The sequence below is a fragment of the Collimonas sp. genome (genome assembly GCF_035566375.1).
Classification (GTDB): domain Bacteria; phylum Pseudomonadota; class Gammaproteobacteria; order Burkholderiales; family Burkholderiaceae_D; genus Collimonas.
Window position 1 is genome coordinate 1 of sequence record NZ_DATMRK010000012.1, and the last position, 15,534, is coordinate 15,534.

The window sequence follows — 15,534 nt, forward strand, 5'->3', positions numbered from 1 at the left end:
TTGAAAGAAATTTCAAAACGACTGAAAAAAAGCTGCTCATGCCGCCGCCGTCAGTGACCGCAGCGCTGCATCCAACTGGCGCTCAAGCCGGCTTACATGGGCGTAGCCTGGGCTAACTTCGATTCGCTGGCCGTTGGCCTCAAGCAGCAAGGCCGGGAAGCTGCGGATTCCGATCGCCCGCACCTGCGCAAACTCGGCGAGCGTGGCAACGATCGTGGCGTTTTGCGACCAACCCGCGTGGAAGACGGTGGCGTCGGCCGCGTATCCTTGTTCCGTCAATTCAGCGGCGGCGGCTTGGGCCAGCACTGCGCCATCGGTGGTGTCGAGGCCGTCGACATAGAACGCCCGCTGCAGCGCACGGAACACCGACAACTGGTCCGCCTCAGGAAAAAGCTGGCGTGCTGTCACCACCGCGCGGCAAATCGGCTCGGTGTCGTAGACGAAATTTTCGCGTGCCAGCAGCGCCTTGCGATTGAATGGCAGGCCGCTGCTTTCCTCCACCCGTGCCCAATGCAGGAGGCGGAATTGCTTGCCGTTGTCGTCTAGGACGTCAGTGGCGCCGGCGCGCAAGCCGCCAACCATGATCTCGAGCGGCAGTTCGGGGCGGCGCGCCGTTAGGGCAGTCAATTCCTTGCCGAAGCCATAGCACCACGAGCACATCGGGTCGCCGATAAAGATGAGTTTCATGGCTTGCTCCTGGCCTTGGCCTCGCGGGCGCGCAGGGTCGTGACGTTCTCGCGATTCAGGCCCCAGTTATCGGTCTCGACCTCGTCGATGATGACGAAGGTGGTCGCCGGGTTCTTGTTCAGCACGCGCGTGAGCAGGTCGGTGGCGCCCTCGATTAGCTCCAGCTTTTGCGCGGGAGTGACGCCTTCTTTGGTAACGCGGATATTTACGTATGGCATGGCAGTAGTCCTTGTCGTGACTGATGGTGACTGGCGCCGGCTTACCAGCTGCCGGCTGTCGCGCCGCCATCGATAGGCAGCACGGTACCGCTGGTGAATTTCGAATCGGTCATGTAAAGCACCGCATCGACGATATCTTGCGTGTCGCCGACCTTGCCGGAAGGTGACAGGGTCTTCAGGAAGTTCCTGGTACCTTCGTCGGCGTTGCCGTGCAGCGGGGTCAGGATGATGCCGGGCGCGACCGCGTTGACTTGCACGCCGGAGCCGGCCAGCTCGATCGCCAGGCCGCGCGTGGCGCTGTTCAGGCCGCCCTTGGCCAGGATCGCCATGATCGACGACACTTTGGCAGACGGCTGCATGGCTAGGCTGGCGGTGATGGTCACGATGTGGCCGGACTTGTTCTTGGCCATGTGTGCGGCCGCTTGTTGCGAGGGATAGAGGAAGCCCTTGATGTTCGTGTCGATCACGGCTTCGATCTCGCCCTCGCTGTATTCGGCCAGCGGTTTGGCGACGAAGATGCCGGCGTTGTTGATCAGGATGTCCACTTTGCCGAAGGCCGCGATGGCTTTCTCGAACAGGACGGCTGCAGTGGCGGGCAAGGCAATGTCGCCGGGCACCGGCAGGAAGTTGGTCGGATTACCGAGCTTGGCGGCTGCGGCTTCCAAGCGGTCAAGGGTGCGGGCGTTGCCGACCACGTTGTAGCCACGATCCAGGTAGGCCTTGGTGACTGCAAAGCCGATGCCGCTCGAGGCGCCGGTAACGATGACGGTTTTGTTCGATTTCATGGTGATACTCCTGTTTGGTTGGTTGAGGACTCCACTGTACTTATGCCGTTCGTGTAGATAAATATGCTTCATGGCAAATTACTTGATACGTGATGTAATATATCGAGTGGAATAAGGAGGAGAGGCGATGAAGCGCAATTTCGAAGAAATGCAGTTGGGAAGCATCGAATTGTTTTGCCAGGCGGCCGAGCTGAGCAGTTTTACCGCGGCGGCCAATCTTGCCGGGGTGACGCCGGCGGCGGTCAGCCGTTCGATCGCCCGGCTGGAAGAGCGGCTAGGGGTGCGCCTGTTCGTGCGCACCACCCGCCAGATCCGCCTGACCGACGGCGGTCGGCGCTACTACGAGCAGTGTCGCCAGGCGCTGTTGCAGCTGATGGAAGCCGAGCGCGAGGTGACCGGTGCGCAGGTGGCGCCTGCGGGGCCGCTACGAATCAGCGTCCCGACGCCGTATGGCCACTACCGCCTGCTGCCCTTGCTGCCGCAATTCCGCCAGCTGTATCCGGACGTGACGGTCGAGGTCCATGTCAGCAATCGCAATATCGACTTCTCGGAGGAAAGCTTCGACATGGCGATTCGTGGGCGCGACCCGGTTGACTCCACGCTCATCGCCCGCAAGCTGGAGGATGCCGAGCTGGTGCTGGTGGCCGCGCCTTCTTATCTGAAGCGTGCGGGCACGCCGGCATCGCTTGACGAGCTGCACCGGCACGAATGCATCCAGTTCGACCTGCCTAGTACCGGGCGCAAGATTCCATGGCCGTTTCTGTTGGACGGCAAGCAGGTCGACATAATGACCTCGGGCGGCTACACCTGTGCTGAGGACGTGCTAGGCATCGTGACACTGGCGCGCAACGGCGCGGGCCTCGTGCAGACCTATCGTTTCATCGTTGAACGCGACCTTGCCGAAGGTGGACTGGTGGAATTGCTGCCGCGGCATGGTGGCACGTCGCGGCCGTTCATCCTGCTGTTTCCCCACGCGCGCCACCTGTCGCTGCGTGTGCGCACCTTTGTGAATTTCCTCACCGAAAAGCTGAGTCCACATACCTGAGAGCGCTCTAACCTAGCCACGCAGATCTTGTTGTCCCGCTGCAAAAATGGCGCTTCGTTATTTACAGTGGGAATTTCGAAACAATGAACGCGTTGATGGAATTCATGATGGACAGCTGCTGTGGCGGCAATCTTTGCTGGGCGATAATCGTTATGACGACGAATGAGTTAGACTGTACCAATGGCAACACAAGTCCATACTCCAAAAAAAACCGACACCAAGCCCCGCGACGGCCAATAATTACTTGCGCCTTATTGCAGAACACCATTGAGTATTTCAGACCATGATCGATGACGAAACTATTTGTTCCCCTTGGTTCTTGCTCGCTGAATCTGTTGAAAAATGTTGGTCATGCAGTTCTGACACGAAGGTTTTCGCCATTTTGCTGCCTAACGTTGAAGATGGCGCGAAAGTTGAGGTTGAAGACGAAGACGATACATCCGCACCGACCCCTTGTTCGCTATCGAATATCAGTGATGTGAACAACGCAGTTGAGACCTATTTGAAAGGTTTATCACCGCATTTTTTTCCTGACGACAGCCGCACGGCTGGCCAAACATACTGGATGAATCACTGTGAAAATTGCTCAATCAAGATCGGTGATTTCTATTTGCATAGCAAACCAGGACACGCCTTCTTTCCGGTCACTGACGAGGAAATCGGTAGAATCAAACTCCGTCGAATCGACATAGCTTTGGAGGCGGACGCGGGGTGGGGACAAAGTTCATGGATTGATGAACTTCTTGAGAATGTGCGTTTTAGTCGATAAAAAATGGACGATGCAGCGATATAGGACCGCCATCGGCCAGTAGCAGACGATCAGCGGGGGAGGCTGGAACGACCGTTTTCAGGCTGATGGCTGCCGGTGGGTGGTCGGCCGTTCAACGACAGTTTGAACCGAGACCTGTCGTTCAATTGACCGGGTCGACGCGCAGAAAGTCAATCGTTGGTCACTTCGATGGTCCTCGAAATTGACCTTTTGCAGCGAAGACGAAAATCAGCGCGAAAAGGGCCTCGCAAACGAGGCTTGCGAACTTAAAAGGGGAAGCCATGGAGCAACCGCGGGAAGAGTCCCAAATTCTTGAGGACCTAGCGATGCTAGCCGCATCGCCTGGATATGCTCACGCGGTAGCGTACATCTGTAATCGCGACAACGTCATTCACATCAAGGGCAAGCTGAAGCCGTCCGACATGGAACGGCTGTTCAGTAGAGAGCGGCTGATTCGGACGGAATTGACGACGCTGATAGGCTTGATGGTGAAAAAACCGTTGGACTTATCTCCGCAGCCGTGTGAAGCGGTCGAGGGCTACGTCAAACGCACTGATTCCCTTATGGGAGAGTTGCACGAAGCGATGTCCTTCCCGATGTTCGCTGCCATGTTCGAGGCAGTGAAGGCGGGCACCGAGCCACCTGACCCGTGGCGCGGACCGGGAATGCGAGAGCCCATCTTCTATGGCACCGAGTCAGCCTACGCCTTCCAGTATAGAGACCTTGTGCCCGAAAAGTACGGGGCCGATGACGGTTGGATGCTTAAGACCAAAGGCTTCACCTCCGGCCAGGCGCGAATCATCGCAAAGACAATGTGCGCCTTGATGGAGGAGAAGGGCACGCGACTCCTCACGGACGCCCGGACTGCCAACGTTCCTCCCGCCACTTGGTTGCCCGCATTTGAGTTCTCACTGGATGAGGTGGCTTTTCATAGCGGTGTTGCGAAGGAGGTGGTCGAAGCCTTTTTCCGCGCATTCCTCTTCGCGGGGGACAACTCGGGGTTCAAGGAGGTGGGCGATTTCAATGAGGTTGCCGCTCGGCCGTTGCTAACTACCGACCGCGGGACCGTGCTCCTTTTCTCCCACTACGCCATATACGAGGCCCTATACGAGTCTCCGTTCTTTTGGATGTGGGACGACAAGACCTACCGCCCGACAGCCGCCAAGCATCGCGGTGCCTTCACCGAGCAGTTCGCTGCGCGCCGGTTGGCCGGGGTCTTTGGCCGTGAGCATGTCCATACGAATGTGAACCTGCATCGCGGCAAAGACATTGTGGGTGAGGTGGATGTTCTGGTCATCTACGGAGACCGGCTCATTATTGTGCAGGCGAAGGCGAAGAAGTTGACCATCGCCGCACGCAAAGGGAACGATAACCAGCTGAAGGCTGACTTTGCTGCTGCAATCCAAGACGCGTACGACCAAGGCTGGACATGCGCGAACGAGATGCTTGCCGGCGGATGTCGACTGATTGACGACAATGAGAAAGAAGTCGAGCTTCCACCGAGCATCAAAGATGTCTTTCTGTTCAGTCTTGTGTCGGAACACTATCCAGCGCTGGCCTTTCAGGCAAACCAGTCGCTGAAATTCCAGACTACCGATGTCATCCGACCACCGTTCGTAATGGACGTGTTCCTTCTCGACACGTTGACGGAGATGCTGACGACGCCGTTGCGACTGTTAGGCTACGTGAAGTTGCGCGTAGCTGTCTTGGACAAACTGATGAGCGGGCACGAGCTGACCGTGCTTGGCTACCACCTGAAACAGAACCTCTGGCTGGATGAGAAGTACGACCGCGTCATGCTCGAGGACTCCGTCGCTCAAGATCTGGATATAGCGATGATGGTCCGCAGGGATAACCAACCTGGCGACGATACACCGGTGGGAATCCTCACGAAGATGCGCGGAACTCGCTACGAGAGTCTCATCAAAGGGATTGAAAGCAGGGCAAACCCGGCAACTCTCGAACTCGGCTTTCACTTGCTTTCAATGGACGAAGATACGTGCAGGAACGTCCATCGCATACTCGAGTCCATCACCCGACAAGCACAGCTCGACGGTAAGCGACACGACGTCACGCTCGCATCGAGCACACAACCTTGCGGGGTCAGCTTCCATTGCAATCCAACGCCATCCCCCGAAGCGATTGCAGTGTTGGAGACACACTGTGCGAAACGCAAATACTGGCAACGTGCGGCGCAGTGGTTTGGTGTCTCTGTGAGCCCGGCTGGGCTAGTCCAATTCGGCGTCACGTTGGACTTCCCATGGGAAGCCTCTGAAGAAATGGAGCGACTCACAGCCGTCATGAAGCCAATGTCTAAAGTGCGGGATGCTTTTCCCCACTATTTGCGAGAAGTCGGCCGCCAGAAACTCGGTCGGAACGACCAGTGCCACTGCGGCAGTGGGCTTAAATACAAGAAGTGCTGCTTGAACTAGTCCGGCGCGCTTGTCCGGGCAACCTGCTCTAGAACTCTAATAACCTATCTCTAACAATCCCTGTGTGATTAAGAACGCCTCCGAGCTCCTGACGTCCTTCATTGCAGCCGAACGAAAGAATGTTGAGCTACCGCACTGTTGGCGCCCGCGCTACAGCATTCATTGCAGTATCTGGCGATCGGTCAGTTGGTGCTCGGCATTGCAGGGTTAGTTTTGTGGCTAACGACTTGATGGCACTTCGTAATGCGGTTCCGATTGAGGAATACCTGGCAAAGATTGCTTTGAGCTTCGCATAAGCGGAGTCCGCCTCCTGGAAAACCCTTCCACAATTATTCTTCGTGTATTGGGACGCACCGATGGCGGACGCTCATGAAAACACGCATCGACGCTGGCATCATTGAAAAACAGATTAAAGAATTTGACCAAAAAAGCCCCACTTTCGAATGGGGGGGGTGACGAACGTTATTTTAATATCTTATCCGCGTTCATTATTTGCCGATGAAGCTTTAGTGGGAAACCAAGTAACTCGCTATACGCCACATAGGCAGAAAAAATAAAAGAGCCACACCAAATGCCACTGAATGCTCCATCCATATTAAAGCGTGATTTAAACAGTCCAGCCCACAGGACGCAAAATCCAACGAAAGCGATTGATGCGATCGCACCTATGGCGAGAGATGCTAATGTCCAGTTCATTAGCAATGGCATAAAAAAATCATTTGAATTTTTTAATGCCGAGTACTTGATCCCGCGAATTGGAAAGCTATCAATCCGGCCGCTTGCCTGCTTGATTGCGCACAAGGCCACGACAGGCTTAAGTGTCAAACTTTCGACAATCGCCAATTCAACTGTTTGACCGATAAGCGATTGAATTAAGGCGCTGCCCTCACTGCGCATATGCACATTGCGTAACTGAAGTTCATCAGAAGCACCATTTTGAGCAGTACCAATCAGCGTGATGGAATCGTATGCAACGGCCTGCTCGAATTCTTTGTAAGGCGACAGGGTGCCGATTTTCCCAATAATTTTCTTGGTCAGAATTTTTCCAAAGAGTGTTGGGGCTACTTTACGTCGAAATGCATTAAACATCTTCATTTCCTTTATGTGGGAAAGCCCTATAGTCAGCCTGTGTGCAGGAATACGGTCGCCAATAAACCACGAATTGAAAATGTGTCGTAATCAGTTTCTAATGCGATACCTATTCAAATTTTCATTGGCGCAGCCTACGAATTTCCCTCCCCGCAAAAACACTGACTCGTATCAGAAAAGATCAATGTAGATTTCTTGAGACTTGTTGTCGTTGAGCGCGAGAGTAAGTATCGCCAGGGTTCAGCGAAGGCTCATTGTAGATATAAAGACAGTATATGTAAATACGGTAGATATATGCGCTGTAGATTTACTTGCGGTAGTGATGGAATCTAGTCGCAATATGACTACTTCGAAATCAGAATCATTGCGCAACAGGTTTGCGAAAAACCTCAAAAGCCTACGCAACTCGCAAGGAATTTCTCAGGAATACCTTGCTGAACTGGCGGGTTTCCATCGAACATATGTGAGTCAAATTGAGCGTGGGGTGGGAAACATCTCTTTGGACAATATTGAAAAATTGGCCATCGCATTGAGTGTCGACCCCATCGATCTTTTTAAGCTGTGAGCCGGCGAAAATTATCGTTCGCCAAAGCATTCGAACCTCTCCGACGTCATATACTGATCGCCCGGGCGCAAGCATTGCTGTAGTGAGCCTGTCCGAGTCAAAAAAGCGACCGAGCAAATTGTATTTAACGATCAACTGGTAGAGAGTAACTTGCCGGCTTGAGGTTTATGTCGCATAGGCCATGTTCTCTATGCAAGAATTTTCAACAGCGTCGGCAGGACAATATTGGCCAACTGACGCGTCTGCTGCTCCGTTCCGGAATACCCGAATGAAAGCGAAACAGTGACGATCTCGGCACCTTTGATGAGTTCCCGCCATGTGGCTAACGCGGCGCGAATCTCGTCTTCGTCCCACACCGTTCCTTTCCACATCATGTCGTCGTCACGGTTGAAAAGGTCTAGGCACAGATCGAAGAAATAGGGCTTTGAAACATCGGCTCGGGCGGCCTCGCCAACGTTGCTGTAGAAGCTTTGCTGTGCATTGCATTCTTCTAGCGTGTCCGAGTCGAAACCACGTTCAGCCTCGTCGGACTCTTGCTTGCAGAAGAAATGAACGTGGTCGATAATTCCTCGTAGTAGCGTCGGCGCTATAAACGAATCGTACCGAATGCCGTCGCTTTCCTCGATCCGTCTGCGGATTGCATTGAGACCGGCCGACCGGAGAGAGGTGATCTCGTCGGGTTTCTGGAAGAAGTCATTTACGTCGTCGAAGTGATAGTCAAAGTGAAGCAAGCCGTATCGCTGACCGGCAATTCGGGGATGTTTTTCCCACACCCAGTAGGCCCACTTATGATTATCCATCAACCATAGGCGGTCGTGGAGGCGTTCGATATAGGATTCCCCTGGACGCAACGCCTCGAAGAAAGTTGAATCTAGAATATGCATGATTACCCCTAGCTGTAATGCACACCCTGAGCGAGTTGGAGCTGGTTCAAGCCGGTACTTTTGTGCCGCTCGCGCTTCGCACGCTGCCCAGTAAATCAGTCAATTTGCGAAATACAGATGTCCATCGCACTGTCCTGAAAAATAGATAAAACAACTAGATTTTGTCCATCTGACCTGCCTGCCCCGTCGCTGCCGGCCAGCTGGATTTCTGGAATACAAGCTGTATAGAAAAACGACAATTCAGCTAAGCAACCACCCCAGCAGTTCGAACGTCCTTGAAGACTTCGCTGGTCTGGATAGCCGCGGCTCGGCGGTCGCCCATGTCCACAAGGGCATCCAGCGCGCGCAGCAGAGTGCGGGCCGCCCCCGCCGATAGCGGCTGCGTCTTTTCCGAGAATTGTTGGATCAGCCCAGCGAGTCGGGCGGACATCGAGGTTCCACGCCATCCGATTGGCGTGCCATCACCGCCGCCGAACACCATCGGAAGCTGAGCAACGAACCGTTCCAATGGATAAGACTGGACTGCACGTTCGCACATGGTTAGGTAGGCCGAAGTTACTGACGGGTTCTGACCTTGCGCTGCAAGGATGGGATCAACGACCCGATGGATGCTCGAAATGTCGTTCCAGTCACCGTTCGCGAAACGCGCGGCCCCCATCGCTTTCTCCACATCGACGAAGAACAGCACCCTGATCATGCGGGAAAGTTCAGCATTGTGGAGCTCACCGTCGTTCCATTTGGCCCGTTCCCATCCCTCATGTGCGAGCAGTCTTGGAACGATAAGCTCCAAAAGGGCGAGTGGGGTGGGAGGTAGCACGGGCTCGTCCATGATGATGTACGTCAGGAATGTGACGTATGATTCTGCGAGCGAGCCGAAGGTCTCATCATCGGCCCGGGTCGCTGGCTCTATGAATCTCCTGAATCCTTCCTCCGGCTCAAGATGCAGTGATACCTGAGCCAGGAATCGGTAGAGCTCGCGCTGCCACTCGTAGAGGTTGGACGCCCCGCTGTCGAATGGTTCTTGGCCTGGCACCCGCGACCACGAAGGACAGAGCCGTTCGATAGTCCATTCGACGAGACCGTCGCACCAAGACAAGAATGCGTCGCGCTGTGGTTCATCCGCCATCACCGTCGGCACTGGGATTCTGGTTAAGACTTTTGCGAGTAGGTGACATTGAAGGTCGATAGGGGAATGCTCCCACTCAATCAGTATTCCATTACCTCGTCGACCTGTTTTGAATATCGGCCCGTTAGCAACCGCAACCCACGCGGGCGGAATACCTGGCAGCGGCTGGGGAGACTCTTCCAGATTGTTGTTTCGAATTAAAGCCGCTCCAACCGTATCATTGACGCGGCGCCGCGCTTGCTCTTCGCGCTGTCCGGTTGTGACGTCGTCGTATGAAAATCGCTCGACGATGGACAGGGAGATGGCAAGCACGAGCGCGTTCCATGCTACCTCTGGAAGCAGATCCCAGAGTTCCATCAGCCCACCCAGGGCCTCGATGACGATTTGCTCATACGGGTGCGCCGCAAGACGCATAAGTGCTTCCACAGCATCCCGGCGTGCGGGATCGCGTCGAACAAGAGTAGCAAGTCCGCGACTCGCATAGAGCACGGGGTGGTAGATCAGGATCGAACCGCTGAAAAAGAGCTCGTCCTGGGATTCGGGCGTCTTCCATGCTCGTAGGCAAACATCGACGGCCCACTCGATATCGGTGGATGGAAGTTCTCGCCCATAGCGAAGTGCTACTGCAGCCACACTTGCGACGGCTCCCTGTCGTTGATTGTTTGAGCTGGCATGCTCGAACGCGTTTTCAAACAAAGTCGACTCGTCCAACCGTCTGGCGCGCTCGATCACCTGCTCGAATGTCAACGAGTCTCCCGATGCGCCCCTCTTGAAGCAACGTTCTGCAAAATTCAGTAAAGTGAGATGTTCGTTCATCTCTGCTTGTCGTTGATTGATGGCGTCGATATCGGGGCCTTGTGCCTTCGGATTGTCGAGTTGGATGATTACACTCTCCCCATCCCCAGTGGGTGTTGCTCGATAGTTTGCGTTCCTACCCATCTCAGCCCAGATTTCTGCAGTTCGGCGGAGATGTTCGACGGTTCCTGGGTTCTCTCGTTGTTCGACGTAGTCGAAAGGCAGATCGTCGGCAAACTTCACGATCACAGCGGAAGCCAGAGCCCCCAATTCGCCACCGCCGATTACGCACACAGATGCCAACCATCGCACATCCAGTTGACGGCCACCCCGCTTATTGCTTTCGACAACCGCATCGTAGTGACGTCTGTCGTTCGATTGGAATCCTATTAAACTTTCCGTGAGACTTAAGTCGGACATGTTACGTTGGATATCCCATTCCCAGAGCCGCTGGCTCGTGAGCAACGGAAGAGTTGTCATGGAACAGTGCTTGTTCTCCAGCATGACAGCGACTGCTACACCGATAGCCGCAACGCCCTCGTGTCCATCTAGCACGTCGCGGACGACATCATCTACAGGGCGGCCCTTCTCGACCTCCTTGAACGCCCACGCTTCGAGGGCCATGAGGCCCGAGCCTACGACATGCGAGCCCCAGGTGCCGCGTGACCAGACATACTGCTGTGCGCCGCCCCAGAAGGTCTGCTGCCCCCAAGGGAAGTTGAGCGTAAGCGAAATCGGGGTGCCGCGCTCCTGATAGTCATAAATGTGGAGCTGCCGCCAGGCGGTGATGGCATGGTTGGCAAGTTGGCGCACCAGCCGCCGTGCCTCATCTGGCGCGTGCGCAAACAGCGACGCAAATGGCTCGCGCGTGGGAGCGCTTGGGAAGAACCCGTGTTGGTCATCGATGGAGAGGGATTGCCAGTCATGGCTGCTGATCCCCGTTCCGAACGTGCGAGATAAGTTTCGCGCTACCTCTTCGGGAAGTGGGCGAATCATCACGCGTAATGCGAAGCCGGTGAGTTCGTTCGGACACACCTCGCTTATGATGGGAGCATAGGTCATGACCTGTTTGATGGCATTCCGTGGCATGTGCTCCATCGCCATCAAATGCGACAGGAGTTCGCGCACGGGTGTAGGATAGGCTCGACCGGCCCGCAGGAGCAGAGCCCTCAACCGTAATATCAGTTCCTCCAGTTCGCCTCTCCTGAACTCAAGACCATTGCTGAGTGTCCCAATATTCATGAGCCACAATTTGGCGAGCTCTATGATCGCACCAGATACGGGATTGACTAAATCTGCCGCGGCGTTCTGCCAAACCTCAAAGACGGCTACGATGTCGGGGCGGATCGTGGCGGGGACATCACCATTCCGCCGTATCAGCCAAGAGCAGAAACGCCGCCATGTGGGCAAGTCTGACGGCCAGGCCATTGAGTCGGCAAGAAGAATGCGCTGGACCAAATCGAGATCGGGAAGCACACGTCCCAACACATTCGGATTCGCCTTGGTCTTTTCCGCCTGAAACCAGACGACAAGCTTGCCGACCCTTTTCGCGTCCCCGGCAAGCATAGCGGTGTTGTAGGTTGCTTCGTAGCTTGGAAATGACGGTAGCCCGAACGGGCCTACCATCCAGGCCCGCAACCACTGTGACCTAATATCGGTCGCACCCTCTAATCGTTCCAAGTGCTTCTGCCAGTCGGTTCCCTCTTTAAGCTCGCTTTGAGAGAGGAGTTCGACGACCCTGCCGAGTACGGGTGGTTCGCCAACTTGGCGGATGACGTCGAGCCACAGTTCACCCTGCGATACCAACAGTTGAAGGAAGGCCCATTCGAAGTAGATGTCGTGTACGAATTCGACCGAATGTCCGGTTCTAACCTGTCTGATAATCCCGTCGGTTTCGAGCTCTACCAACGCTTGAGGGTCAATCCCGAGCACTGAGATTCGTTTGCCCAATGTTGTAGCGCCGGAGCGCGCGAGTTCGATTAGGGCATTGCGTCGATATCCAGCACGGGACGCATCTGCGCCATATCCTCCACCCGTCCACCAAGCGGTGGAAAGTTCTATCTCCGAACTCGGAACGCTTGTGTCGGATGTGCTGCGTCTACTCAGTACGCCCGCAAAGAATGGCCGCCGCACGATAGTCTTGACCTGTTCTGTTCCGAAAAGGAGCGGGGCCAACGCTGGCTTACTCGTGGCCAGAACCGCTGCCTCGGCATCGTCGAATTCCGTTACATCAATAACCGCAGCTCCATCGACGAGGAGCCTATTCGGCAACCAGGTTCGCATTGGTTCGATACCGGTGTCCCTGACCGAAGCTACCACTCGCCAGTTCGAAAGGAGTGGAGAGTCTATTATGGTGTTGAAAATGTCCTTAAGTATTCCGTGATATTGGACTTCGATACGGTCGAGACCATCGACGAATACTGTGGGCGAACCTGTCGCAGCAAGTTCGACGAGGAGATCCTCTAGCGGCGTAGTTCCAACACCGGAAGCCGTAGCATATTGGGGCCATGTAGTTCCAGTTAGGCGGTCACCCTTGAGAAACAGCACTGGCCCACTCAGGAGCGCCTCTTCGACGAGGGTTCGAAGCACTACGGACTTGCCCGTTCCGGGCAATCCGCCGATCTGAACGAAGCGATGTTGGGTAAGGGCCGTGCGCGAACTTTGGACGAATCGCGCCCGGGGAATGCTAACACCATTGATGTCGTTTCCGATTTCTGCCACGGTTAATCGTGCCTCTTCTCCGATCCGAGAAAGCGCCGTCTGCATGGACGGCGCGCCTGAAAGTCGAAATGCACCGTTCAATCTGGCGACCAGCGTCTTTCTGTCGAATGATGCCGCGTGTCCTTCGGAGACACGGACCAACGCGAGGAGCCTGCGCCAGAGGTCATCCACACGGAGACGCTCGGAGGGATGAAGGTGATTCGCGAGGTTGGTAACGGTTTGTGCTTCCGTCACCGACCCTTCATGTAGCATCTCGAACCGCATCAGAACGAAATGCGAAAGCATGGTGTGGGTGGCAGCATCGAGTTCGGCTTCGGGAAGCGAGCCTGAAAGTATGTTCCTGACAATATCGAAGTGGGTCTGCTTTTCTCCCGCAACCCCTTCGGTGCGCAACTTGTTCAGAAACCCGGTCGCATCGCCATCCGCCCGTGCCCATTCGCACAATGTTTCGAAGTCGCGTTTGCTTGCGTCGGAGATTTCGCCCGTGACGACGCCTACCCGATCCAGACCAACATTGAACCCGCTTCCGACTACCGTCGCGTGCGCGCGCAACACTGCATCTCTGAAATCCGAGTTGCTGCTGGCACCGCTGATGACCAACTTGCGTTTTACCTGGAGACTGAGGCGCATCGAGATGCCGTCGACTCCGGTGCCCTGGACTATCACGTCGTCTAGCGGCTGCCCTAGTGGTCCCTGTTGCACGGACAGGCACCTCACTTGCCTGCCTGGCAGACCCGGCGCAGTCGTCTCGGTAAGGAGTGCCGCAGCATATACTGCGGCCACTCCATCCTCGAAGGTAAAGCCCGCCCCGCCCGTAAGTTCGGGACTCGCGGCGGCGGGGCCGCTCGCTTGGTTTCCTTGGTCGGCAGCGGCGGTTGAATCGGCGGAGTGGTCGGTCGTCATCCCAGCAGTATATCGCGTAGATTAATAACGGAGGCGAGGAGAAAATTTGACCGAAGAATATTCAGACATTGAACACGTATCATCGAGGACTTCGATACAAGCACGCCACCTCTGCTGTAATTTGACCGCGAGACTCGTAACAAGCCAAAGCTGATCATGTCCGAAAGGGTGCCCAATCAATCCCTTCGAATTGACAGTATTTTTTTCGCCGGCAAGCCGAGCCAATTTCTCTTTTGCTTCGTACAACTGCATCAGCAGAGAATTTTCGCGCGCTAGCGCCGCATCCAATTATTTTGGCAAGATCTCCGGCGATCTGCTTGACTTTGTTGAGGCGACCAGTCCGGCTCTGAGGTGCTTGTTTCGGCTCGGTAGCAGCTGCGGTAATCGCAGCAATCAAATGGTCAAACTGCGGCCTCGATTTTTGATGCAGACCTTCTTACGGCTAGCTGCGAGCGATACTGCATCGTTGGTAATTTGCGTTCCTTTAACCAGCACTTGGGCGGGCCGATTTCTAAGACGGTCTAGCGCCTCGTAATGCGAAAACGCTTTTGTTGAGCTAACGCACGTTCCAACGTCCCGGCAGCTTGTTTTTGTTCAAGTGTTTCATTCTTGAGCAGAGCAAGTGCCAAAAGCGGGACATTAATCGAATACCAGACGCTGGTCGCCTTTGAATGGACGCTGGCCGTATTGTCGGATCCAGATTATTCATGGATCGAAGTAGATTTGGTAGCGTCGCCAGTTGATGACGTGGTCATCGGCCGCGAAGACGGCAAGACAATTTGCTGTCAATGCGAAAAGAATCAGACATATTTTGATGCTTGGACGATTGCCGATCTCGGCGAAGAATTGAGTAAAGCTCCGGATTTTCTTGTCAGCGATATCGTCAAGCCCGTTTTGGTGCCTAATTCGATTTCCACCCCACTTTCTTTGGCATTTGGAAATAGATGTGTTCTCTATCGTGTGCTGTTGTTTTCCTGCACAATCAGAATTCGTGGAATATCGTATATCGCTTATTTCATTTCTTTTGATGAAGAAGAATCATAATTGTTTCACATAAAAAGCATTCTCAGCTATCAATTCTGCCTAAGCCGCTTCGCTCTATTTATAAGCTCTGTTGGGCATTTTTTTCGATGTGCTGTTACGCGTCATATTCCGTCATCTGAAGCTTTCAAATTGCAATCGTTTATATTGTATCCAGCAATTATTCTGTTATTTCTGTCGTTAGTTAAAAATCATTTTTTGACATCGTTTTACGCTAATCTAATCGTCAATAAACCTGTTTAAACAAATCTTTATGGCGCTTTGCGCCACTTTTGATTGAGGTAGTGATGAGCGATTTAAAGAAAACGAAAGAGATCGGTGTTCAGGGAAATTGCAAAAATATTGGCAAGCGGATTGCTTTGGTCAATCGACCTAGCGACCAAGTGGGCATAGCTGGCGGTATTACTCGGGGCATTACCAAAATTTTGAACTTCATTGTCCTGAGCTTCAAAATTTAGGGAAGGGTGAGATATC

At 54.4% G+C, this 15,534-nt stretch carries 12 protein-coding genes; 6 read left to right on the forward strand and 6 right to left on the reverse strand.

The window, feature by feature from the left end; all coding sequences use genetic code 11:
• Positions 1-36: 36 nt before the first annotated feature.
• Genes VNZ60_RS02610 through VNZ60_RS02620 form a run of 3 tightly spaced genes read right to left on the reverse strand, consistent with a single transcriptional unit; the run spans position 37 to position 1,690 of the window.
• Positions 37-687, reverse strand: coding sequence for a DsbA family protein (locus VNZ60_RS02610; protein ID WP_325656864.1), 651 nt, complete (start codon positions 685-687; stop codon positions 37-39).
• Complete coding sequence (locus VNZ60_RS02615; RefSeq protein WP_325656865.1) at positions 684-905, reverse strand: 4-oxalocrotonate tautomerase family protein; 222 nt, start codon at positions 903-905, stop codon at positions 684-686. Before VNZ60_RS02615 ends, VNZ60_RS02610 begins: the two co-directional genes overlap by 4 nt.
• Before the next feature lie 41 nt (positions 906-946).
• Positions 947-1,690 carry an SDR family NAD(P)-dependent oxidoreductase gene (locus VNZ60_RS02620; RefSeq protein ID WP_325656866.1) on the reverse strand — a complete coding sequence of 248 codons (744 nt, stop codon included), beginning with the start codon at positions 1,688-1,690 and terminating at the stop codon, positions 947-949.
• 127 nt (positions 1,691-1,817) lie between these two features.
• On the opposite strand from VNZ60_RS02620, the gene VNZ60_RS02625 reads away from it, so the two are divergent.
• From VNZ60_RS02625 to VNZ60_RS02635, 3 genes are all read left to right on the forward strand, one after another.
• The gene (locus VNZ60_RS02625) at positions 1,818-2,735 is read left to right on the forward strand and encodes a LysR family transcriptional regulator (RefSeq protein ID WP_325656867.1); all 918 of its coding nucleotides are present in this window, start codon (positions 1,818-1,820) and stop codon (positions 2,733-2,735) included.
• A gap of 283 nt (positions 2,736-3,018) precedes the next feature.
• Positions 3,019-3,504: a hypothetical protein gene (locus VNZ60_RS02630; protein WP_325656868.1), complete on the forward strand. Its 486-nt coding sequence runs from the start codon at positions 3,019-3,021 to the stop codon at positions 3,502-3,504.
• A gap of 281 nt (positions 3,505-3,785) precedes the next feature.
• Entirely contained in the window at positions 3,786-5,936 is a 2,151-nt protein-coding gene (locus VNZ60_RS02635) for an SEC-C metal-binding domain-containing protein (RefSeq protein WP_325656869.1), read from the forward strand.
• Between the two features lie 462 nt (positions 5,937-6,398).
• Here the strand turns inward: VNZ60_RS02635 and VNZ60_RS02640 are convergent, their stop codons facing one another.
• Positions 6,399-7,025 carry a hypothetical protein gene (locus tag VNZ60_RS02640; protein ID WP_325656870.1) on the reverse strand — a complete coding sequence of 209 codons (627 nt, stop codon included), beginning with the start codon at positions 7,023-7,025 and terminating at the stop codon, positions 6,399-6,401.
• Positions 7,026-7,365: 340 nt separating this feature from the next.
• Between VNZ60_RS02640 and VNZ60_RS02645 the strand changes: the two genes are divergently transcribed.
• The gene (locus VNZ60_RS02645; RefSeq protein ID WP_325656871.1) at positions 7,366-7,590 is read left to right on the forward strand and encodes a helix-turn-helix domain-containing protein; all 225 of its coding nucleotides are present in this window, start codon (positions 7,366-7,368) and stop codon (positions 7,588-7,590) included.
• Between the two features lie 188 nt (positions 7,591-7,778).
• Here the strand turns inward: VNZ60_RS02645 and VNZ60_RS02650 are convergent, their stop codons facing one another.
• Positions 7,779-8,474, reverse strand: a complete 696-nt coding sequence (locus tag VNZ60_RS02650; protein ID WP_325656872.1) for a peptide arginase family protein — start codon at positions 8,472-8,474, stop codon at positions 7,779-7,781.
• A 244-nt stretch (positions 8,475-8,718) separates the two neighbouring features.
• Positions 8,719-14,019, reverse strand: a complete 5,301-nt coding sequence (locus VNZ60_RS02655) for a P-loop NTPase family protein (RefSeq protein WP_325656873.1) — start codon at positions 14,017-14,019, stop codon at positions 8,719-8,721.
• Between the two features lie 609 nt (positions 14,020-14,628).
• On the opposite strand from VNZ60_RS02655, the gene VNZ60_RS02660 reads away from it, so the two are divergent.
• Positions 14,629-15,063, forward strand: a complete 435-nt coding sequence (locus VNZ60_RS02660) for a hypothetical protein (RefSeq protein ID WP_325656874.1) — start codon at positions 14,629-14,631, stop codon at positions 15,061-15,063.
• Positions 15,064-15,347: 284 nt separating this feature from the next.
• The gene (locus tag VNZ60_RS02665; protein ID WP_325656875.1) at positions 15,348-15,518 is read left to right on the forward strand and encodes a hypothetical protein; all 171 of its coding nucleotides are present in this window, start codon (positions 15,348-15,350) and stop codon (positions 15,516-15,518) included.
• The last annotated feature ends 16 nt before the right edge of the window (positions 15,519-15,534 follow it).

Excerpts from the sequence above, each read along its gene's own strand:
- VNZ60_RS02610 (WP_325656864.1), bottom strand. The coding sequence starts at position 687 with ATGAAACTCATCTTTATCGGCGACCCGATGTGCTCGTGGTGCTATGGC.
- VNZ60_RS02615 (WP_325656865.1), bottom strand. The coding sequence starts at position 905 with ATGCCATACGTAAATATCCGCGTTACCAAAGAAGGCGTCACTCCCGCG.
- VNZ60_RS02620 (WP_325656866.1), bottom strand. The coding sequence starts at position 1,690 with ATGAAATCGAACAAAACCGTCATCGTTACCGGCGCCTCGAGCGGCATC.
- VNZ60_RS02625 (WP_325656867.1), top strand. The coding sequence starts at position 1,818 with ATGAAGCGCAATTTCGAAGAAATGCAGTTGGGAAGCATCGAATTGTTT.
- VNZ60_RS02630 (WP_325656868.1), top strand. The coding sequence starts at position 3,019 with ATGATCGATGACGAAACTATTTGTTCCCCTTGGTTCTTGCTCGCTGAA.
- VNZ60_RS02635 (WP_325656869.1), top strand. The coding sequence starts at position 3,786 with ATGGAGCAACCGCGGGAAGAGTCCCAAATTCTTGAGGACCTAGCGATG.
- VNZ60_RS02640 (WP_325656870.1), bottom strand. The coding sequence starts at position 7,025 with ATGTTTAATGCATTTCGACGTAAAGTAGCCCCAACACTCTTTGGAAAA.
- VNZ60_RS02645 (WP_325656871.1), top strand. The coding sequence starts at position 7,366 with ATGACTACTTCGAAATCAGAATCATTGCGCAACAGGTTTGCGAAAAAC.
- VNZ60_RS02650 (WP_325656872.1), bottom strand. The coding sequence starts at position 8,474 with ATGCATATTCTAGATTCAACTTTCTTCGAGGCGTTGCGTCCAGGGGAA.
- VNZ60_RS02655 (WP_325656873.1), bottom strand. The coding sequence starts at position 14,019 with ATGACGACCGACCACTCCGCCGATTCAACCGCCGCTGCCGACCAAGGA.
- VNZ60_RS02665 (WP_325656875.1), top strand. The coding sequence starts at position 15,348 with ATGAGCGATTTAAAGAAAACGAAAGAGATCGGTGTTCAGGGAAATTGC.